At 51.9% G+C, this 16,735-nt stretch carries 14 protein-coding genes; 9 read left to right on the forward strand and 5 right to left on the reverse strand.

Features of this window, described 5'->3' with window-relative positions:
- The first annotated feature begins 105 nt into the window (after nucleotides 1-105).
- The gene (locus tag ROJ03_RS05495; RefSeq protein ID WP_313726000.1) at nucleotides 106-2,166 is read left to right on the forward strand and encodes a patatin-like phospholipase family protein; all 2,061 of its coding nucleotides are present in this window, start codon (nucleotides 106-108) and stop codon (nucleotides 2,164-2,166) included.
- Here ROJ03_RS05495 and ROJ03_RS05500 read toward each other — a convergent pair.
- Nucleotides 2,163-3,230 carry a pilus assembly protein PilF gene (locus tag ROJ03_RS05500; RefSeq protein WP_313726001.1) on the reverse strand — a complete coding sequence of 356 codons (1,068 nt, stop codon included), beginning with the start codon at nucleotides 3,228-3,230 and terminating at the stop codon, nucleotides 2,163-2,165. The genes ROJ03_RS05495 and ROJ03_RS05500 overlap by 4 nt on opposite strands.
- A gap of 83 nt (nucleotides 3,231-3,313) precedes the next feature.
- On the opposite strand from ROJ03_RS05500, the gene ROJ03_RS05505 reads away from it, so the two are divergent.
- From ROJ03_RS05505 to ROJ03_RS05515, 3 genes are all read left to right on the forward strand, one after another.
- Entirely contained in the window at nucleotides 3,314-3,835 is a 522-nt protein-coding gene (locus tag ROJ03_RS05505; protein WP_313726002.1) for an epoxyqueuosine reductase QueH, read from the forward strand.
- Nucleotides 3,836-3,903: 68 nt separating this feature from the next.
- Nucleotides 3,904-5,436: a cardiolipin synthase gene (cls, locus tag ROJ03_RS05510; RefSeq protein ID WP_313726003.1), complete on the forward strand. Its 1,533-nt coding sequence runs from the start codon at nucleotides 3,904-3,906 to the stop codon at nucleotides 5,434-5,436.
- A 10-nt stretch (nucleotides 5,437-5,446) separates the two neighbouring features.
- Nucleotides 5,447-6,331: a ribokinase gene (locus ROJ03_RS05515; protein WP_313726004.1), complete on the forward strand. Its 885-nt coding sequence runs from the start codon at nucleotides 5,447-5,449 to the stop codon at nucleotides 6,329-6,331.
- A gap of 3 nt (nucleotides 6,332-6,334) precedes the next feature.
- Here the strand turns inward: ROJ03_RS05515 and ROJ03_RS05520 are convergent, their stop codons facing one another.
- Nucleotides 6,335-7,126 carry a helix-turn-helix domain-containing protein gene (locus tag ROJ03_RS05520; RefSeq protein WP_313726005.1) on the reverse strand — a complete coding sequence of 264 codons (792 nt, stop codon included), beginning with the start codon at nucleotides 7,124-7,126 and terminating at the stop codon, nucleotides 6,335-6,337.
- 87 nt (nucleotides 7,127-7,213) lie between these two features.
- Between ROJ03_RS05520 and xylB the strand changes: the two genes are divergently transcribed.
- Both xylB and xylA read left to right on the forward strand, forming a co-directional pair.
- Nucleotides 7,214-8,692, forward strand: coding sequence for a xylulokinase (gene xylB / locus ROJ03_RS05525; RefSeq protein ID WP_313726006.1), 1,479 nt, complete (start codon nucleotides 7,214-7,216; stop codon nucleotides 8,690-8,692).
- An 11-nt stretch (nucleotides 8,693-8,703) separates the two neighbouring features.
- Nucleotides 8,704-10,032 carry a xylose isomerase gene (gene xylA, locus ROJ03_RS05530; RefSeq protein WP_313726007.1) on the forward strand — a complete coding sequence of 443 codons (1,329 nt, stop codon included), beginning with the start codon at nucleotides 8,704-8,706 and terminating at the stop codon, nucleotides 10,030-10,032.
- Here xylA and ROJ03_RS05535 read toward each other — a convergent pair.
- The 3 genes from ROJ03_RS05535 to ROJ03_RS05545 are packed head-to-tail and all read right to left on the reverse strand — an operon-like array spanning nucleotide 10,029 to nucleotide 12,812.
- On the reverse strand, nucleotides 10,029-10,940 hold the full coding sequence (locus ROJ03_RS05535) for an AEC family transporter (RefSeq protein WP_313726008.1): 912 nt from the start codon (nucleotides 10,938-10,940) through the stop codon (nucleotides 10,029-10,031). The two genes, xylA and ROJ03_RS05535, sit on opposite strands and share 4 nt — an antisense overlap.
- The gene (locus ROJ03_RS05540) at nucleotides 10,930-11,862 is read right to left on the reverse strand and encodes a DMT family transporter (protein WP_313726009.1); all 933 of its coding nucleotides are present in this window, start codon (nucleotides 11,860-11,862) and stop codon (nucleotides 10,930-10,932) included. The genes ROJ03_RS05535 and ROJ03_RS05540 overlap by 11 nt, the downstream gene beginning before the upstream one ends.
- Nucleotides 11,859-12,812: an aldo/keto reductase gene (locus tag ROJ03_RS05545; RefSeq protein WP_313726010.1), complete on the reverse strand. Its 954-nt coding sequence runs from the start codon at nucleotides 12,810-12,812 to the stop codon at nucleotides 11,859-11,861. Before ROJ03_RS05545 ends, ROJ03_RS05540 begins: the two co-directional genes overlap by 4 nt.
- A gap of 276 nt (nucleotides 12,813-13,088) precedes the next feature.
- Here ROJ03_RS05545 and ROJ03_RS05550 point away from each other — a divergent pair, with 276 nt between their 5' ends.
- The 3 genes from ROJ03_RS05550 (at nucleotide 13,089) to ROJ03_RS05560 (ending at nucleotide 16,724) form a co-directional block, all read left to right on the forward strand.
- Nucleotides 13,089-13,376 (forward strand): Trp family transcriptional regulator, encoded by a 288-nt coding sequence (locus ROJ03_RS05550; RefSeq protein WP_313726011.1) that lies wholly within the window; start codon nucleotides 13,089-13,091, stop codon nucleotides 13,374-13,376.
- A gap of 135 nt (nucleotides 13,377-13,511) precedes the next feature.
- On the forward strand, nucleotides 13,512-15,278 hold the full coding sequence (locus ROJ03_RS05555) for a glycosyltransferase (RefSeq protein ID WP_313726012.1): 1,767 nt from the start codon (nucleotides 13,512-13,514) through the stop codon (nucleotides 15,276-15,278).
- A 72-nt stretch (nucleotides 15,279-15,350) separates the two neighbouring features.
- Complete coding sequence (locus ROJ03_RS05560) at nucleotides 15,351-16,724, forward strand: undecaprenyl-phosphate glucose phosphotransferase (RefSeq protein ID WP_313726013.1); 1,374 nt, start codon at nucleotides 15,351-15,353, stop codon at nucleotides 16,722-16,724.
- Nucleotides 16,725-16,735: the final 11 nt, after the last annotated feature.

Raw genomic sequence — 16,735 nt, forward strand, 5'->3', positions numbered from 1 at the left:
AAATCCTTTGGGAAAAAGCAACATGCTTTGGGAAAATAGTGTTGCTGTATGTATGATTGTTTTTTAGGAATTTTTCAATTACAGTATGAACACTTGGAGGGCGTAGTGAAAACTCTGACAAAGACCCTTTGGCTATTGCTGATACTCATTTTTTCCTTAGCACCACTTCTTGCAGTTGAACAAGTGACAAATGCAAGTAATGATATCTTGACTGCCAACATCCCGATTTCCTATGGGGATGAAGCATTTAGGCGCCGCATTGAGGAAAAGACAGGAGGACTGCGCTCTCCTGTAGGATTGGTCCTTTCAGGTGGTTCAGCCCGTGCCTTTGCCCATATTGGCGTTTTGAAGCTTTTGGAAGAGCAGGGCATTGTCCCTGATTTTATCATCAGCAACTCGATGGGAAGCATCATTGGTCTGTTGTATGCAGCAGGAATGTCAGCCGACCAGATCCTGGAGAGTGTCACCAACGTCTCCCTGCAATCCCTCTTTGACCTAACGTTACCCCTTGGAGGAGGCCTTCTTGCCTCTTCCCGCTTCAATGCAAAGATTGCCTCAATCCTTGGCCGTGACCTTAAGGTGGAAGAGCTGCCTATCCCCATTGTGGTCATCTCCGAAGACCTGGTTACCCGAAGGCAGGTCTACATGGCAGAAGGGGACTTCTATACGGTGCTGCAGGCATCCTATGCCCTGCCTGTATACTTTCCCCCGGTGGAGTATAGGGGGCACCTCCTCCTTGATGGAGGCATCACCAACCTTGTCCCGGTAAACCTTGCCTATGAGTATGCTGATTCCGTCATTGTCTCCACCACCTTCTACGATGTAGATACCCTAAACCTGAAGAATCCCCTTACGATCCTCAACGTGTCCATCGACATTGCAAAGAGAAGAAGGGGTGTGGAGGAGCTCAAGGAGCACCTCTCTGACGTTGTCTGGATCCGTTGTGCAGTTGAGGATGTCTCGTTCATGGACTTCTCGTCTGTAGATGAACTGGCAAGGAAAGGGTACCAATCTGCACTTCTCCAGGTAGAAAACCTGAAGAAACTGCCCCCAACTGGACCGAATGATTTCCTCTCTGAAAGGCGTTCCCTCCTGTCCCAGAAGATTGAAACGAGCATAGCCAACCAGATGCTCTTCTCCCACAGCAAACTGCATGATGCATCCCACCTGTTGGGTATCGGCTTCGATACCGACCGGAACGCCACCGATGACTCGGCCCTAAAGGATGACAATACCCTAGGTCTCAAATACACCATGAGGGTGGGGGACATCGACCTCGCACTGAACCTTGGGATGGCCTTCCAGACATATACCAACCAGAACATGACCACCGCTCCCGCCTTGCGGGGTCATTTCGACTACTATTTCCTCAACCATTTCATGATATCGGTGCAAAGCTCCCTGGCATGGGATATGGCAACGAACAAGCCGCTCTTTTCAGCTGCCCTGAACCTCGAAGGAAGGATCTATCTGCTCGATGATACCCTTAGGCTTCGGTTCCTCCAGAGCGTGGAGCACCTTTCCAATAGTGGGCTAGGAAGTCTCGCCTCCTATTGGCCGAAGAATACCTATCTATCCTCTACGACAGCTGAAGCCCTATTGGCTCTTCCCCAGGAGAGCGGGTTTGGCCTGGAACGTGGCCTTTTTGCCCTCTCCTATCAGATCCTGGGAGACTATTCCGAAAGCCGCTCCTTCCTTACAGGAAAACTGGGAGCGACTGTATTGCACAAGAATACTGGGCTGTTCTGGGACTTCAGCAGCACGGCCCGATTCGCCCTTGATGGTCAGGGTGATGTCCCCCTGTTCCTCTCCGATGGGTTCAGGACCAACAACAGTGCCTTGAACAGGCAGGGGCATGACCTCTCCTTGCCTACCACAAATGCTGCCAACCATCTGGTGGTGACATCCTTTGTGTTTGGGTTCAGGCCCCAAGGTTTCAAGCCCTCATTAGCTGAGCTTTTCATCTTTGAAGAGAGTAGCCTAGGGGCCTATATCGACCTTCTGTGGAATGAGGCATCCTGGAGTCCCTCCCTTTCGTTGGGACTGGAACTCCATTCCGACCTCTCCTTGCTGGGAATACGGACACTGCCCGTTACCCTCTATGGAGGGTGGGATCAGAGTGCGAACGGCATTGTCTGGGGGTTCTGGTTCAACATCATGCTCTAGGGCTGTTCATGCTTTCTTGCATACTCCAGGTCCGCTTCAGTCAGCTCGGTATTGGGTGTATAGTCATCCTCTTCCTGCTTGCGTGCGGCCTTGGGCTTTTTGGGCTCAGCAGCAAACCCCGTAAGTTCTAGGGCAGTCTCCTCTGCATAGGTGTTTGCCAGTTCCAAAGGGAGTTTCCCTGAGGCGACCAGGGCAGTGTTCTGGTCGATCTCCAACGCTGCAATCCGCCTTGTCCTGGGATTCTCCAGCCGTTGCTTCAATTCGATCACGTTTTGTCGTTGGATGCTGGTAGTGTTGGAAAACCTTGAGGCAATTGCCCTATCCAGAAGAGCCAATGCCTCACCTACCTTACCATAGTGGACCTTTACCTGGGCTGCATGCAGATAGGGTTCTGGGAAGGCAGGTCCCTTGCTTGTCAGGTTTGTGTAGGTTTGGTTTGCCTCATCCCACCTTCCTTCCAGCAGCTCCAGCCATCCACGGTTGTCGTGGATGCCAGGGCTCTCCTTCTCATAGTGGCTTCCTTCCTTGATGAGGATCCTTGCCATCGGAAGGTCCCCCTTCTCCAGAGCATAGGTTCCGAAGTTGATGAAGAGGTTCTTGTCCCTATACCCACTGTCGAAGACCTCCTTGACGGCGACAAAGGCCTTGTCCAGGTCACCTTCCAACCAGTAGACCATCGATACCATCGTCTTGGCAATGTTGACCAGTGCCTTGTCCTCCTTCTTGTTCTGGTCGGCAAGATACTCCTCAATGATCTGCTTGCCCACCTTCGCATCACCCCGTTGGATGTACATGCTGGCTGCGGTGATCCTGTAGGCTGGCTGCAAGCCGCTCTTGATGGCCCTCTGGTAGAGTGGCCAGGCTTTCTCCCACACTGCACTATCTTTTTTGATGAGGTGTCTGTTTGCCTGGATGTAGAAGAGGATGCTCCGCTTCCAGAATACTACCCCTCCCACCAGAAGAGCCAGTGCCAGGACTTTCGTGAGGGCAGGGATGGGGACGGCTATGATCGAGAGTATGATGAGGAGGGACAACCAGAGTCCCAGATTTTTTTTCTTGTGCATGGAGTCTCCTTTGGATACAGCAAATAATGTACTGTGAATGGTAGATGGTTGCAAGAGCGCTTTGCACATTGTAGACTGTGCCTATGCAAGACCGAGATATCCTGGTTCACGCCTGTTGTGGACCGTGCAGTACTTCCAGCATAGAGCGTATGCTCTCCGAAGGGTGGAAACCCACCCTGTTCTTCTCAAACAGCAACATCTTCCCCGAAAGTGAGGCAGACCTACGCTACGAGGCCCTGCTTACCGTAGCCACAACCTACAACCTGCCTATCATCAGGGAGGCATGGGACCATGAACCGTGGTTGGAAGCGGTTTCTGGGCTGGAGCAGGAGAAGGAGGGTGGTCTCCGTTGCGAAGCTTGCTTTGCCTACAACCTTGCCCAAGCATCAGCCAAGGCAGAAGAGCTTGGCTTCTCCCATTTCTGTACCACCCTCACGGTAAGCCGTTTCAAGAATAGCAAGACCATATTCCGTGTAGGCGAGGCCTTTCCCCTTTTTGAGCAACTTGACTTCAAGAAGAAGGGGGGTTTTGACCGTAGCCTCGTCCTGAGCAAGGAGCTTGGCCTCTATCGCCAGCACTACTGTGGATGTGAGTTCTCCATCTAGGCCTGAGATGCTTTGATTCTCCCTTTTGAGTATGCTATACTCAGCTTTGATGTGAGGGGAGAGCGAGCATGAGGAAGGTATTGAAATTTCTGACAGGTAGGCTTTTTCTCTCCCTGGTCCTCATTGCCCTGCAGCTGGCAGTACTCATCAACGTCCTGGGGTTCGCAGAGAACAATGCCCTGTGGATCCAGTTCTTCTCCACACTTTCCATCGGCATGGCCCTGTTCGTAGGAACACGGGACCTCAATCCTGCCTACAAGATCGGCTGGATGCTCATCTTCATGACCATCCCCCTCTATGGTGGACTGCTCTACATCTTCATGGGTACGAGGAAGATGAGCCCAAAGGTCAAGAAACAGCTGATTCGTTTCAACGCCTTCCATGATGCGGGAATGGAGAATGTCTCCCTCAATGCAGACCTTCCGACCCAAGCCCTCGAATCCTACGACATATCGCTTGCCAGGCAGGCCCGATACATCAACAACATCAGTGGCTTTCCTGTATGGAGCAATACGGAGGTTGAGTATTTTGGGGAGGGTGAGGATTGGTTGCTTGATGTCTTGCAGGCGATACGGGGGGCGAAGTCCTTTGTGTTCCTCGAGTTCTTCATCATAGCCGAAGGGGAGGTCTTCTCTGCCTTGCTAAAGGAGCTGCAAGCCAAAGTACAACAAGGGGTTACTGTCAGGCTGATGTTTGATGATGTTGGCTCAATTCAGGAGATCCCTTCACACTACGAACGACATCTGAGGACCCTAGGACTGGAGGTTGTTGCATTCAATCCCCTTAGGGCCCATATCAACAGCCGCCTGAATAGCCGTGACCACCGCAAGGTTGTCGTCATCGATGGGAACATCGGCTATACAGGGGGCTTGAATTTCGCTGACGAGTATGCCAATAGGCAGATAAAATACGGCCACTGGAAGGATACCGGAGTCAGGCTCACCGGGGACGCTGTGTGGAACCTTACCCTCATGTTTCTGCAGTTGTGGTGCTTTGCAACTAAGGAGAAGGTGGACTTTGCCCTGTACAGGCCCACCATCCAGGCCAGGACCGACGGGTTTGTCCAACCCTTTGGCGACAACCCCCTTGATAATCACAACGTGGCAGAAAACTCCTATATCCAGATCATCAGCATGGCAAAAGAGTACGTGTGGATAACTACCCCCTATCTTGTCCTCGACAACGAGATGATAACGGTCCTGAAGCTCGCAGCCCAAAGTGGTGTGGATGTGCGCATCATCACCCCAAAGATGCCTGACAAGTGGTATGTCTTTGCTGTCACCCAGGATAACTACTACTCCCTCATCGAGGGTGGCGTGAAGATCTTCGAGTACACCCCAGGCTTTATCCACGCAAAGATGTGCGTAGCCGACGACAAGGTAGCCATCATAGGCACGATCAACATGGATTACCGGTCATTCTACCTCCACTTTGAGAATGCCGTGCTCTTCTACGGCTCTTCGGTGGTCAAGTCTGTCTCGACTGATATTGAAAGGATCCTGGATGTAAGCCAGATGATAACCCCCAAATTCCTTGCCGACCGTCCCTGGTACCAAAAGATTGCAGGTACCATCCTCAGGTTGGCCGCCCCAATATTGTAGGAGAACAAGGATGAGATTTCTCAACTATGGATCGGTAAATATAGACCTGGTCTTCTCGGTGGACCATGTAGTACAACCAGGGGAGACCCTCTCCAGCACAGGTTTCTTCAAGAGTGCCGGTGGCAAGGGGGCAAACCAGAGCGCTGCCCTGGCAAAGGCTGGGGCCGATGTTACCCACGCAGGAAAGATAGGGGCCGATGGGCAGTTCCTTGTTGACCTCCTCTCAGGCTATGGCGTCGATACCTCCCTCATCCGCCTCTACGAAGGTGCCAGCGGGCAGGCCCTCATCCAGCTGGACAAGCAGAAACAGAATGCCATCGTCCTGTTCGGTGGGGGAAACCTCGCGATCACCAAAGGTGAAATTGATGAGAGCCTCGCCCTCTTTGGGCCGGGCGACATGCTTGTCCTGCAGAACGAGATCGTCCATGTCTCCTATCTTATCGAAAGGGCTAAGGCAAGGGGCATGTCTGTCTGCCTCAATACCGCTCCCTTCGACGAGAAGATACTGGGTTATCCCCTCCATCTTGTGGACCTTCTGGTGGTCAATGAGATCGAAGGAGCCGCCTTGGCAGGCTCTGCACAAGGCTCGACCTTCTCTGAGGTGCTCGAGGCCTTGGTCCATGCCTATCCTGGAAGTGAGATTGTCCTGACGGCCGGAAAGCATGGGGCCTACTATGGATACAGGAGCCTCAGGCTCCATGAACCCATCTATGAGCTTCCTGTAGCTGATACGACAGCAGCAGGCGATACCTTCATCGGGTACTTTCTTACCTCCCGCTCTCTGGGCCATGGCCAGCAGGAGGCCTTGAGGTACGCCTGCAAGGCATCGGGTATTGCTGTATCACGAGTCGGCGCGATGGGGTCGATCCCCTTCGCTGGCGAGGTGTTCGGCTAAGCCTCAGATACCGAGCAACTGCAGGTGGGTCTTGCGGTAGAGCGAAGGCGAGGAGCCTGTCGACTGCTTGAACTGCTTGGAAAAATGGAACTCGGAGCAGAACTGCAGCTTTGCCGCTATCTCCTTGACCGAGAGGTCGCTGCTGGTAAGAAGTGCCCTTGCAGCCTCAAGCTGGAGGCTTGTGTAGTACTTCATGGGCGTGGTGTTCATCCGCTTTCTGAAGAGACGGACAAAGTAGGAGGGGTCAAGGCCCACATGGCTTGCGATCTGGCTAAGGGAGAGCTTGTCGAACACATGGCGCTGCATATGCCTGATTGCCTTCTCGAGCCTGACATGTTCGCCTACAGTCCTCTCGGTCACGCTTCCGGCCAGAAGGTTGTAGAGAAACCCCAACAATTGGTGGCAGGCGCTGAGACGTAGCTCTCCCTTCTGGCTCAGAGCCTTGTCACGAACCTCCTCGAAGAAAAAGCGTAGGTTGGTCCCGATGTGCAGGGGATTCCTTCCTTCGAGTTTCTTGAAGAGCTCCTGCTCCTCAGGACAGTGGAGGAGGGTGGCATAATAGGTAAGGTTGGCCCCCTCGTCCGAGGTGATGCTGTGCTCCTTTTCATCGGAGGTCACAAACAGCGAACCCGGGTAGATGGTGTAGCTGTTCTTTGCGTTGGTGAAGGTCCCGCTGCCCCCGACAAAGTAGTGGATCTCAAAGGCCCCTGCCTCATGGCTGTGTATCCTCTGGTGCCACAACAACTCTTGTTTTTCGTGCATCTGGTAGACGAATACCGCATCAATCATTTCCATAAGTCAATAATACATATGTTTTCCCAATCTTGTCTATGGTGTTATTCCCACTTGTGCTGGATGCTTGAGCTATCAGGAGGTGTCAATATGCAAATTGTTGCCGGAATTGATACTGGAACCCAGAGTACCAAAGTGCTTTGCTATGATGCAGAGCATAAACGGGTAGTTGCCAGTGTAAGTGCCCCCCATGCCATGATCAGCAGGGATGACGGTACCCGTGAGCAAGAAGCCGTATGGTATCTTGATGCCATACGTTCCTGCTTCTCCCAAATCGATGCGAAGATACGAGCTCAGATCACCGCAATAGGGGTTTCTGCCCAACAGCATGGCTTTGTGCCGGTTGGAAGCAAGGGAGAGGTCCTCGCACCTGTCAAGCTCTGGTGCGATACCTCGACCAGCGAGCAGTGCGATACCCTCACCAAACGCCTGGGAGGGGAAGAGAGTGTATTTTCCCTTATCGGGAACCAGATACTGGTTGGATACACAGCCCCCAAGGTGCTGCATCTCAAGGAGCACAACAAGGATGCCTATGCCAAGCTAGCGCATATCCTGCTTCCCCATGACTATATCAATTTCTATTTGACGGGAGTCTATTCGGCAGAAGCCGGTGATGCCTCCGGTACGGCCTTCTTTGACGTGAAGGGCCGCACCTGGAGTGAGGAAGTCCTGCTTGCCATCGATGGGGAGCGTTCCTTGCTCTCCATGGTACCCCCCCTTGTTGAGGCGGGCGATGCCTGTGGAAGGGTTACCCAGCAAGCTGCCAAGGAACTTGGCATACCGGTCGGGATTCCTGTTTCCTGTGGGTGCGGCGACAATATGGCCGCAGCGTTGGGAACTGGGTGTGTCAAGCCGGGCTCCCTTACCATGAGCATGGGGACAAGCGGGACAATCTTTGGCTATAGCGATAGCTGTGTCTCGGACAGGAAGGGCAGGCTGGCTGCCTTCTGTTCCTCAAGCGGCGGGTATCTGCCCCTGTTGTGCACGATGAACTGTACCATTACCACCGAGTCGATCCGTGCCCTCTTTGGCTACGATGTGAAGAAACTGGATGAGCTAGCGCTTCAGGCCCCCATCGGGTGTGAGGGTGTCACGATGCTTCCCTTCTTCAACGGCGAGCGGGTACCGAATCTTCCCCATGGGAAGGGAGTACTTGCAGGATTCGATTTCTCCAACATGAAAGTGGAGAATATTGCAAGGGCAGCTCTGGAAAGCTCCATCTATGCAATGAAGGGTGGTCTTGATGCGTTTGCCGAACTCGGGTTTGAACCCAAGCATCTGGTGCTTACCGGAGGTGGGGCCAAGAGTGCCATCTGGAGGCGCATTGCCTCTGATGTGATGCAGCTTCCCCTCTCTGTGCCCAAGATTGTGGAGAGTGCCGCCCTTGGTGCGGCCCTCCAGGCCTTGTGGACCAGTAGTGGTGGAAGCATCGAAGAGTTTGCACAGGCACATGTGCAGTTCGATGAGGAGAAAGGATGTGAACCCGATCCACGAGCTCGGGAAGGCTATGAGAAAGCGTATGGAAGGTATCAGGCATATGTAGATGCCATGACACCTCTCTTTAGATAGGAGGAGAGACTATGAACTATTTTGTTGGTGATCAGGAGTATTTCAAGGGTATCGGTAAGATCGAGTTTGAAGGAAAGGGGAGCAAGAACCCACTCTCCTTCAAGTATTATGATGCAAAGAAGAAGATAGCAGGAAAGACGATGGAGGAGCACCTGAGGTTTGCCACAGCATATTGGCATAGCTTCTGTGCAGATGGGACAGACCCCTTTGGCAGTGCGACGATGGTCCACCCCTACCACAAGGCCGATCCCATGGCCAATGCAATGGCAAAGGCCGACGCCGCCTTTGAGTTCTTTACCAAGATCGGGACCCCCTTCTACTGCTTCCATGATGCTGATGTCTCCCCTGAAGGCGACAGCGCCGCATCCTATGAGGCTAACTTCCACAAGGTTTCCGATGGTCTGCTTGCCAGGCAGAAGGCTACCGGGGTCAAGCTGCTGTGGAATACTGCAAACGTATTTACCCATCCCAGGTACATGAATGGGGCTGCGACCAATCCCGACTTCGCTGTTGTGGCAAGAGCTGCCCTGCAGGTGAAGAACTGCCTGGATGTAAACGTCAAGCTAGGTGGACAGAACTATGTGTTCTGGGGTGGCCGTGAAGGGTACATGACCCTGTTGAATACCGACATGAAGCGAGAGCGTGAGCATCTGGCAAGGTTCTTGACCATGGCCCGTGACTATGGCCGAAGCATTGGCTTCAAGGGGACCTTCCTCATCGAGCCCAAACCGATGGAACCGACCAAGCACCAGTATGACTTTGATGCTGCCACGACCATAGGGTTCTTGAAGGAGTTTGGCCTGCAGGATGACTTCAAGTGCAATATTGAGGCAAACCATGCAACCTTGGCCGGACACACCTTTGCCCACGACCTCCAGGTCTGTTCAGACAGCGGGATGTTGGGAAGTGTCGACGCCAACCAGGGTGATAGCCAGAATGGCTGGGATACCGACGAGTTCCCAACCAATGTCTATGAGACGACATTGGCGATGCTCGTGATCTTGCGCCATGGTGGCTTGGGTAGCGGTGGCCTGAACTTTGATGCCAAGCGCAGAAGGAACTCAACTGACCTTGAGGACCTGTTCCTTGCCCACATCGGAGGTATGGATAGTTTTGCCTACGGTCTTGAAGTGGCTTCCAGAATCCTGGAGGACAAGGTCCTTGCCAATTTCGTGGCCGAACGCTATGCATCCTTTGATTCTGGCGAAGGCAAGAAGTTTGCACAGGGCGCTATGGACCTCTCCTCCCTCGCCGCGTACGGAAAGGGTGCAACCATCATCCAGAAGAGTGGCAAGCAGGAGTATTTGCAGAACCTCTTGAACTCCTATCTCTTGGGCTAGGCGTTCAGTAGAGGGACCAGTATCAGAAAACTGAGCGTGCTCAGTACGACGGTCACTGACGAGGTGAAGGACGATAGCTTCCCCTTGTCAGTGCATCGTTGTGTGTAGGCAGTCGCTACCGATGATACAGGTGAGAAGAAGAGCAGGGCCAGGGTAACCTTCACCATGGGTGAAAAGCTGGTCAGGTTCCAGACCAAGACAGAGAACAGGGCCGCACAGAGGTACCTGATGGCGATCACTTTCATCGCCTGTTTCAGCCATCCCTTTTCAAATCGGATCTCCAGCATCATCCCGATCATCAGCATGGCTACGATGGGGTTGGCCTTCCCTATGGCATCCATCCATTGGGTGAGGAAGGGGGGCAGATGGATATCCGCAAGGGCCAGGGTTATCATCACCAGATAGGTGATGAAGGGCATGGAACTGAGCAGTTTCTTCAGGATGTCCCTGATGCTCTGCTTTTTGTTTGTCGCCAGCGAGGTTCCAACCGAATAGACCAAGCCTGTGGTCATCAGTGCATTGCCCAGGTCGAACAGGGCTGCCGCCACCAGGCCGGGGCCTCCGAAGAGTGTCTGGACAAAGGGAAAGCTGAAATTCCCGATATTGTAGGTGGAGGCGTTGAAGAGGCCAAAGGCCTGCATATCCTTGGATTCCTTTCTCAAGGCCAGGTATGCCAGCCCCATGAGGATCACATTGGTAAGGATTCCGAACAGGATCAGGAGGAAGAGAGATGAGTCCATCCTGAATGAGCTGAAGCCTGCAACGATGGCTGCCGGCAAGGTGATGTTCAGCGTTATCTGGGAGAGGACCTGTGCATCACTCTCCTTGAAGACCTTTGCCCGTTTGAGCAGGTTTGCCAACAGTATGATGCTGAGAAATAGCAACGGTTGTGAGAGGTTACTGTTCATCCTTGATGATCCTTCTTGTCTTTGTAGGTAGGGTATGTGTGGCCTTCGTCCTGGAAACAAGGTACGAGCCTAGGATAATGAGAACCGAGCCCAAGGAAAAGGTGGAGGGTAGCCGCTCTCCCAAGATGAGCACTCCGGCAACGATGGCCGTCACCGGCTCGAATACGCTGAGGATCGAGGCCTTCTCCGAACCAATGGTCCTGATGCCCAAGGAAAAGAAAGAGCAGCCAAGCACCGTTGAAAGTACCGATAGGCCTGCTATGCCCCCGACTGCCTTGGCCCAGACGATAGGCAGGTGTTCTGTTGTGCCCAGATGTACCAGGGTAGGCAGAGCCCAAGCCGCTCCAGCGCTGAGGAGTATGTGGAACATGAGCAGGGTGTTGTCCAGGCTCTTTACCTCATCATTGTTGAGAAAGCGGACATAGAGACAGAAGGTGAGGGCACTGCCAAGGGCGAGGATTATCCCCAGCAGTTGGTTTGCACTTGATGTTGTTGAAGGTCTGACTGCAAGGTAGAGCCCGACAAGTGAGAGTAGGGTCCCCCACTTCTGCCTTCCTGTTGGCCTGTACTTGTCAAAGGCCATTGCAAGGATGAGAACCAGCAAGGGGTAGATGAAGTGCAGCGTGGTGGTAAGGGAGGTGGGGATGTAGGCATAGGAGAGGAACAGGAGAAAGCTGGTCCCTCCAAAAAAGAGGGAGGAGGCTACCAGGAGCTTGAGAGTGAGGTGTTTTGGGATGGCGAGGTTCTTGCCCTGGAGTTTCAGCACCAGGGCGAGGATGAGGGCGGAGACAAGGAACCTGAGGGTGATGCGCTCATAGAGCCCCAGGCCCCCCTCTCCGGCTATCTTGTTGAAGAGGCCCATAAGGCCAAAGAAGCTTGAGGAGAGGAGGGTGAGAGCAACCCCCGTGCCGTAGCCGATCATCTGAGAAAGCTGATCTGTTGGGCAGTGAGGCTCAAGTCTGCCCCTCCAAGGGTTTCGGTTATCTGCTCCAGCTTGCTCGATCCCGCAATGGCTATGGTCGGGTTCTTCTGGCTGGTCAGGTAGGCCATGCAGATTGCTGCAGGACTGACCCTCAACTCCTCTGCCAGTTGCTTGCACCTGGGGACAATGGCAAGGTTACGTTCGGTGAGGAATCGGGTACGTGCCTGTTTGCTCAATGAGTCACCCTTTCCCTCGATGATCTTGGAAAACAGTCCTTTTGCCTGGGAGGCAAAGGCCAGCACGGGCATGTTGTGCTTTTCATACCAGAGCCGTTCATTTTCGTCCATGCAGACAAGGGTGTCGTCACCCCAGGTCTCAGCTGTGCAGTGTGCAAGGCTCCACTGGATCTCGCTGATGACAAACTCGCTCTTGTTGTTGGCCTTGGCCCAGGCGTTGGCCTCTTCGATCCTGCTTGTTTTCCAGTTCGAGGCTCCAAGATGCTTGACCAGGCCCTTGTCCACAAGCATCGAGCCCATGTCGATGATCTCGTCCGCTCCCATGGCCAGGTTGTCGCGGTGGAAGAACCAGATGTCAACGTTGTCCATTTTCAGCTGGTCTAGGCTCCGTTGGATGTCGCCCATCATATCCTTCATGGTAATCCTGCTCTTGTGCATGTCCTCTTTGTGGGGGTGGCATCCTTTTGTGGCAACAATCACCTTGTTGCGAAGATTGTTGGTCTGGATCCACTTTCCCACAACCTGTTCGCTGGTTGAAGGGTCCCCTGCCTTGTCCTGTCCATAGATATGTGCGGTATCGAGAAGGTTGCCCCCCTGCTCAAAGAAGATATCCAGTTGGGCGAGTGAGGTCTTCTCACTGGTGGTTTCGCCATAATGGTCGCATCCCAGTGCGATCTGGGAGAGTTTTGTCTCAAAAAATGGTGTGTATTTCATGGTTGTACCTCATGGTGAGGAGTCTTTGCTGTAGAGTTCCTCGAATCGGTGATATGGCCTATTGGCCATCCTTTGCCTATAGTACGCTAACTGCCTTGTTATGACTACTACGATGGAGAGCTTGAATTGGTTCCTTCAGGGGTGAGGCGTTTTCGTCACTTGTCTCTGTGCACTCTGCCTCTCCTCTGGGGAGGCTTTAGGGTTTCCCGCCAACGTTGCTTGACCGCTACCATTTCTCTCTGTAGTATGAGCAGAGGACTCATGGGAGGGTAACACATGGAAAACGATTTTGAGGATCTGGTTAGGATCTTTGCCAAGACAACCGATGAACAGCAGATGCGTCAGCTTTTTGAGGAGATGTTTACCCCCAGCGAACAAAAGGATATTGCCTTACGTTGGAACCTGATGAAAGACCTCTACCGTGGCATCCCCCAGAGGGAGATTGCTGCCAACCATGGCATCTCGCTGTGCAAGATTACCCGGGGTTCAAAAATTCTCAAGCAGAAGAATTCCTACTGCAGGAAGATTCTCAGCGACCGGTATGACGACCATCTGCGTATCTGAAATGTGCTTTGGAAGCGAGGGGGGGCGGGCCAAGGTGCCAAAAACTGTCAGATACCCTTCTTTCAACTGAAAAAGGTACCGAGAGCACTGCTTTGATGGTATTATAGAGGTAAGAATATCCAAGGAAAGGGGAGCATGAAAGGTTTGAGGTCATCAATAACCGTTGTAGTGGCAGGTACATCGCAAGATGTCTTTCCCCCTGCTGATATGTTTGTTCCCATCTTGCTGGACACTAGTTCCCTTTCCCCATATGGCATCTTTTCTGCTCTCCGTGAGATAGATGTTGCATTGGAGTCAGATTTCATTGGATTTTGTACTTCTGCTGAATATTTCAATTTTGCCGGAGCACTCTCCTCCCCAAGTACCTGTGAACCTCACCTAAGTAAGGCATCCCTGGAGAGATACGGCCTTTTTGACGATCGTGCAATGACAGCGGCGCTTAGGGATTCCGATCTGCTTGTTGCTTTGCCTATTGACCTGAGAAAAGCAAAACCCTCATTTGTCAATGTACGCTCACGCCTGGAATCAATCCCTTCCTTGAAAAAACAGGATATTGAGCTGTTTCATACTATCCTTGCAAAAACGTATCCCGAATATGCCCGCTTGGCTGTTGAATATTGCAATGGCAGTTTGTATGGAAGCCAATCCCTATGTATCATGAAGCGAAAGCTGTTCGAGGAGTATTGTTCCCTTCTGTTTGGTGTGCTCGATGCCTTCCATGAAGAGAGGGACACCAGCGGGTACAGTCTGGAATCGTACGTTGCCCTTGAACACCTTGGTCATATGATAACCGCTCTTTTTGTACTGCAGAAAGAACGGGAAACTGCACCTGCCCTTGTGATCAAGAAACTTCCGACAGTCTATTTTGAAGAGACGCAGACACCTCTTTTCCTCCAAAGCTGTAGGAAAGGGGCTATTCCTGTGGTCTTTGCGTCCAATGAACGGTTTGCCCCCTTCCTTGGTGTCTGTATGCAATCGATGCTGGAGCACATAAGCCCTCCCAATTGGTATGACATTGTCGTTTTGGAATCGAATCTCTCAGAGGACTCGAAACGACGCCTTGAGCTTATGTGTAGCCGCTGGGATACTGTATCCCTCAGATTTTTCAATCCAACAGCCATGTTGTCAGGTCGGAAACTGCAGAAGAACAGCACCGACCATATCAGTATGGAAACCTATTACCGATTCCTCATTGCCGATATCCTGCCAGAGTATGAAAAGGTGCTATATCTCGATTGCGATACTGTCATTCTTGATGACGTTGCAAACTTGTTTGCGACAGATCTGGGGTCGGCTGCCATCGGTGCTGCCATTGACCCCGAAATCCCGGGACAAAGGGAGCTCGACCCCTCTCTCGTTGCATATATGCGTGACGTTTTGCACATGGACGACAAGGACCCCTACCTGCAGGCAGGAGTCCTTGTCTTGAATCTTGAGGCGATGAACAAACTGCATAGTGTTGATGAATGGTTGGCTTTGGCGGGTGAGAGAAAATATCGGTACAATGACCAAGACATCCTGAACAAGGAGTGCAAGGGCCATCTGCATCTGCTTGACCTTAGCTGGAATACAGTCGTTGATTGTAATGGACGAAGGCTTCCCATCATAGAGAAGGGGCCTCGAATGGTACTGCAAGCATATTTGAAGGCAAGATGCCAACCAAAGTTGGTCCACTATGCAGGATTCGAGAAACCCTGGGATGCTCCGGGCTCAGATTTCGCCTACCTGTTTTGGGATTTCGCAAATCGGTCAACGTTTGCTGATAGGGTTCTTTCCATGCGGGTAGGGGACCTTGTACATGCAAAGAAAGCGAAGCAACCATTCGTACAGAGGTTGTTTCCCCGAGGGACCAGGCGGAGAGATTTTGCAAAAAGAGTATTCTATTGGGTTTCTCGAACTTGAAAATCTTGGAATGGGGTATCTGCCCCAATTCAGGTCAGTAGGTGTTGGAAAAAGGTTTAAGGATATTGAAGTATGAAAAAAAGAATCTACACGCCTCTTTTTTTGAGGGTTTTAGGGGATAGCCTTGCTGTTCTCGCTTCCTGGTTTCTGGCTGGATATGTTCGTTTCTATGTGATGCCTGAAGGAAGGGTTGCTTCCTTTGGCCTGTTTGTGCAGCTCTCTGTAGTCGTGTTGGTGATGTACATATTTTTTATAAGCAGAAAAAACCTCTATGTTGAGGAGTTGGAACACTCATGGCGAAAAGAGACTACTAAGCTTGTCACCGCTGCGTTCCAGGCATTCCTGTTGCTGGTGATCATGTTGTATTTCCTTTTCTCCGACAAGGTAAGCCGAATCGCAATAGCATTGCATTTTCTTTTTGTCATTATCTTTTTGGTTATTGAGCGTACCTATATCTCTAGCTCTATCAAGAAAGCATATATGAAGGGTAACTACACCAGACATATCCTCCTGGTTGGCTTTGGTGAGAAGCTTTCGGAATATGAAAAGGCCTTGCATAGCAAACGGACCCAAGGAATTAAGATCCTTGGCCAATATGATGGAGACCTTCAGCAGATTGCGGGGTGTGAGCAACTCAGCTATCCCACACTTTGGGATGCCGTCGCTGCGACTAAGCCGGATTTAGTGGTCATCGGGTATCCTGGTCAGGAGTATGACCGTCAGGAGGCCATGGTAGCCCAAGCTTTGGATCTGCTCAATGAGAAGGTTGTGTTGCTACCGTCTCTCCCTGAGTCCTACATTGGGACGCAGATTTCTGACTTTCGTTGGATTCCGATGCTCCGTCTCAATGCCGCGGAGATTGGTTTTTTTCAGCGGGTAATGAAACGGATGTTTGACATTGTAGCTTCTGCTATTGGAGTCTTGTTACTTTCTCCTGTGCTATTGATAATCAGCTTCCTTATAAAGGTAACCTCGCCTGGTCCTGTCATCTACAAGCAGAAGCGGGTCACCAAAGATGGCAAAGTATTTACCATGTACAAGTTCAGGAGCATGAGGTCAGACATTCCAGAAGACGCAACTCATTGGACAGAGGAGAATGATCCACGGGTTACCAAAATCGGCAGGCTCATTCGAAGAACCAGTCTTGATGAACTGCCCCAGCTCTTCAATGTGATAGGGGGATCCATGAGTCTCATCGGGCCTCGTCCAGAACGGCCTGAACTGGTGGAGAAGTTCAGTCATGAGATACCTGGCTATAGGATGCGTCACCGGGCAAAGGCAGGCCTTTCAGGTTGGGCACAGGTTAACGGCTGGAGGGGAAACACCTCCTTGGAGCGGCGTATTGAGTTTGATCTGTATTATATTCGCAACTGGAGTTTCTTTTTTGACTTGAAAATTGTACTCTTTACATTCTTTAGGGGATTTGTTAATGAGAATGCGTATTAAAAATGGAGTGT

Source organism: Sphaerochaeta sp. PS (assembly GCF_032144095.1).
In the GTDB taxonomy this organism is placed as follows: domain Bacteria; phylum Spirochaetota; class Spirochaetia; order Sphaerochaetales; family Sphaerochaetaceae; genus Sphaerochaeta.

Bases quoted from the DNA above. Each gene is read 5' to 3' on its own strand.
- ROJ03_RS05515 (WP_313726004.1), top strand. From the start codon at position 5,447: ATGAGATTTCTCAACTATGGATCGGTAAATATAGACCTGGTCTTCTCG.
- xylA (WP_313726007.1), top strand. From the start codon at position 8,704: ATGAACTATTTTGTTGGTGATCAGGAGTATTTCAAGGGTATCGGTAAG.
- ROJ03_RS05550 (WP_313726011.1), top strand. From the start codon at position 13,089: ATGGAAAACGATTTTGAGGATCTGGTTAGGATCTTTGCCAAGACAACC.
- ROJ03_RS05555 (WP_313726012.1), top strand. From the start codon at position 13,512: ATGAAAGGTTTGAGGTCATCAATAACCGTTGTAGTGGCAGGTACATCG.
- ROJ03_RS05500 (WP_313726001.1), bottom strand. From the start codon at position 3,230: ATGCACAAGAAAAAAAATCTGGGACTCTGGTTGTCCCTCCTCATCATA.
- ROJ03_RS05540 (WP_313726009.1), bottom strand. From the start codon at position 11,862: ATGATCGGCTACGGCACGGGGGTTGCTCTCACCCTCCTCTCCTCAAGC.
- cls (WP_313726003.1), top strand. From the start codon at position 3,904: ATGAGGAAGGTATTGAAATTTCTGACAGGTAGGCTTTTTCTCTCCCTG.
- ROJ03_RS05545 (WP_313726010.1), bottom strand. From the start codon at position 12,812: ATGAAATACACACCATTTTTTGAGACAAAACTCTCCCAGATCGCACTG.
- ROJ03_RS05520 (WP_313726005.1), bottom strand. From the start codon at position 7,126: ATGGAAATGATTGATGCGGTATTCGTCTACCAGATGCACGAAAAACAA.
- ROJ03_RS05560 (WP_313726013.1), top strand. From the start codon at position 15,351: ATGAAAAAAAGAATCTACACGCCTCTTTTTTTGAGGGTTTTAGGGGAT.
- ROJ03_RS05505 (WP_313726002.1), top strand. From the start codon at position 3,314: ATGCAAGACCGAGATATCCTGGTTCACGCCTGTTGTGGACCGTGCAGT.
- ROJ03_RS05535 (WP_313726008.1), bottom strand. From the start codon at position 10,940: ATGAACAGTAACCTCTCACAACCGTTGCTATTTCTCAGCATCATACTG.
- xylB (WP_313726006.1), top strand. From the start codon at position 7,214: ATGCAAATTGTTGCCGGAATTGATACTGGAACCCAGAGTACCAAAGTG.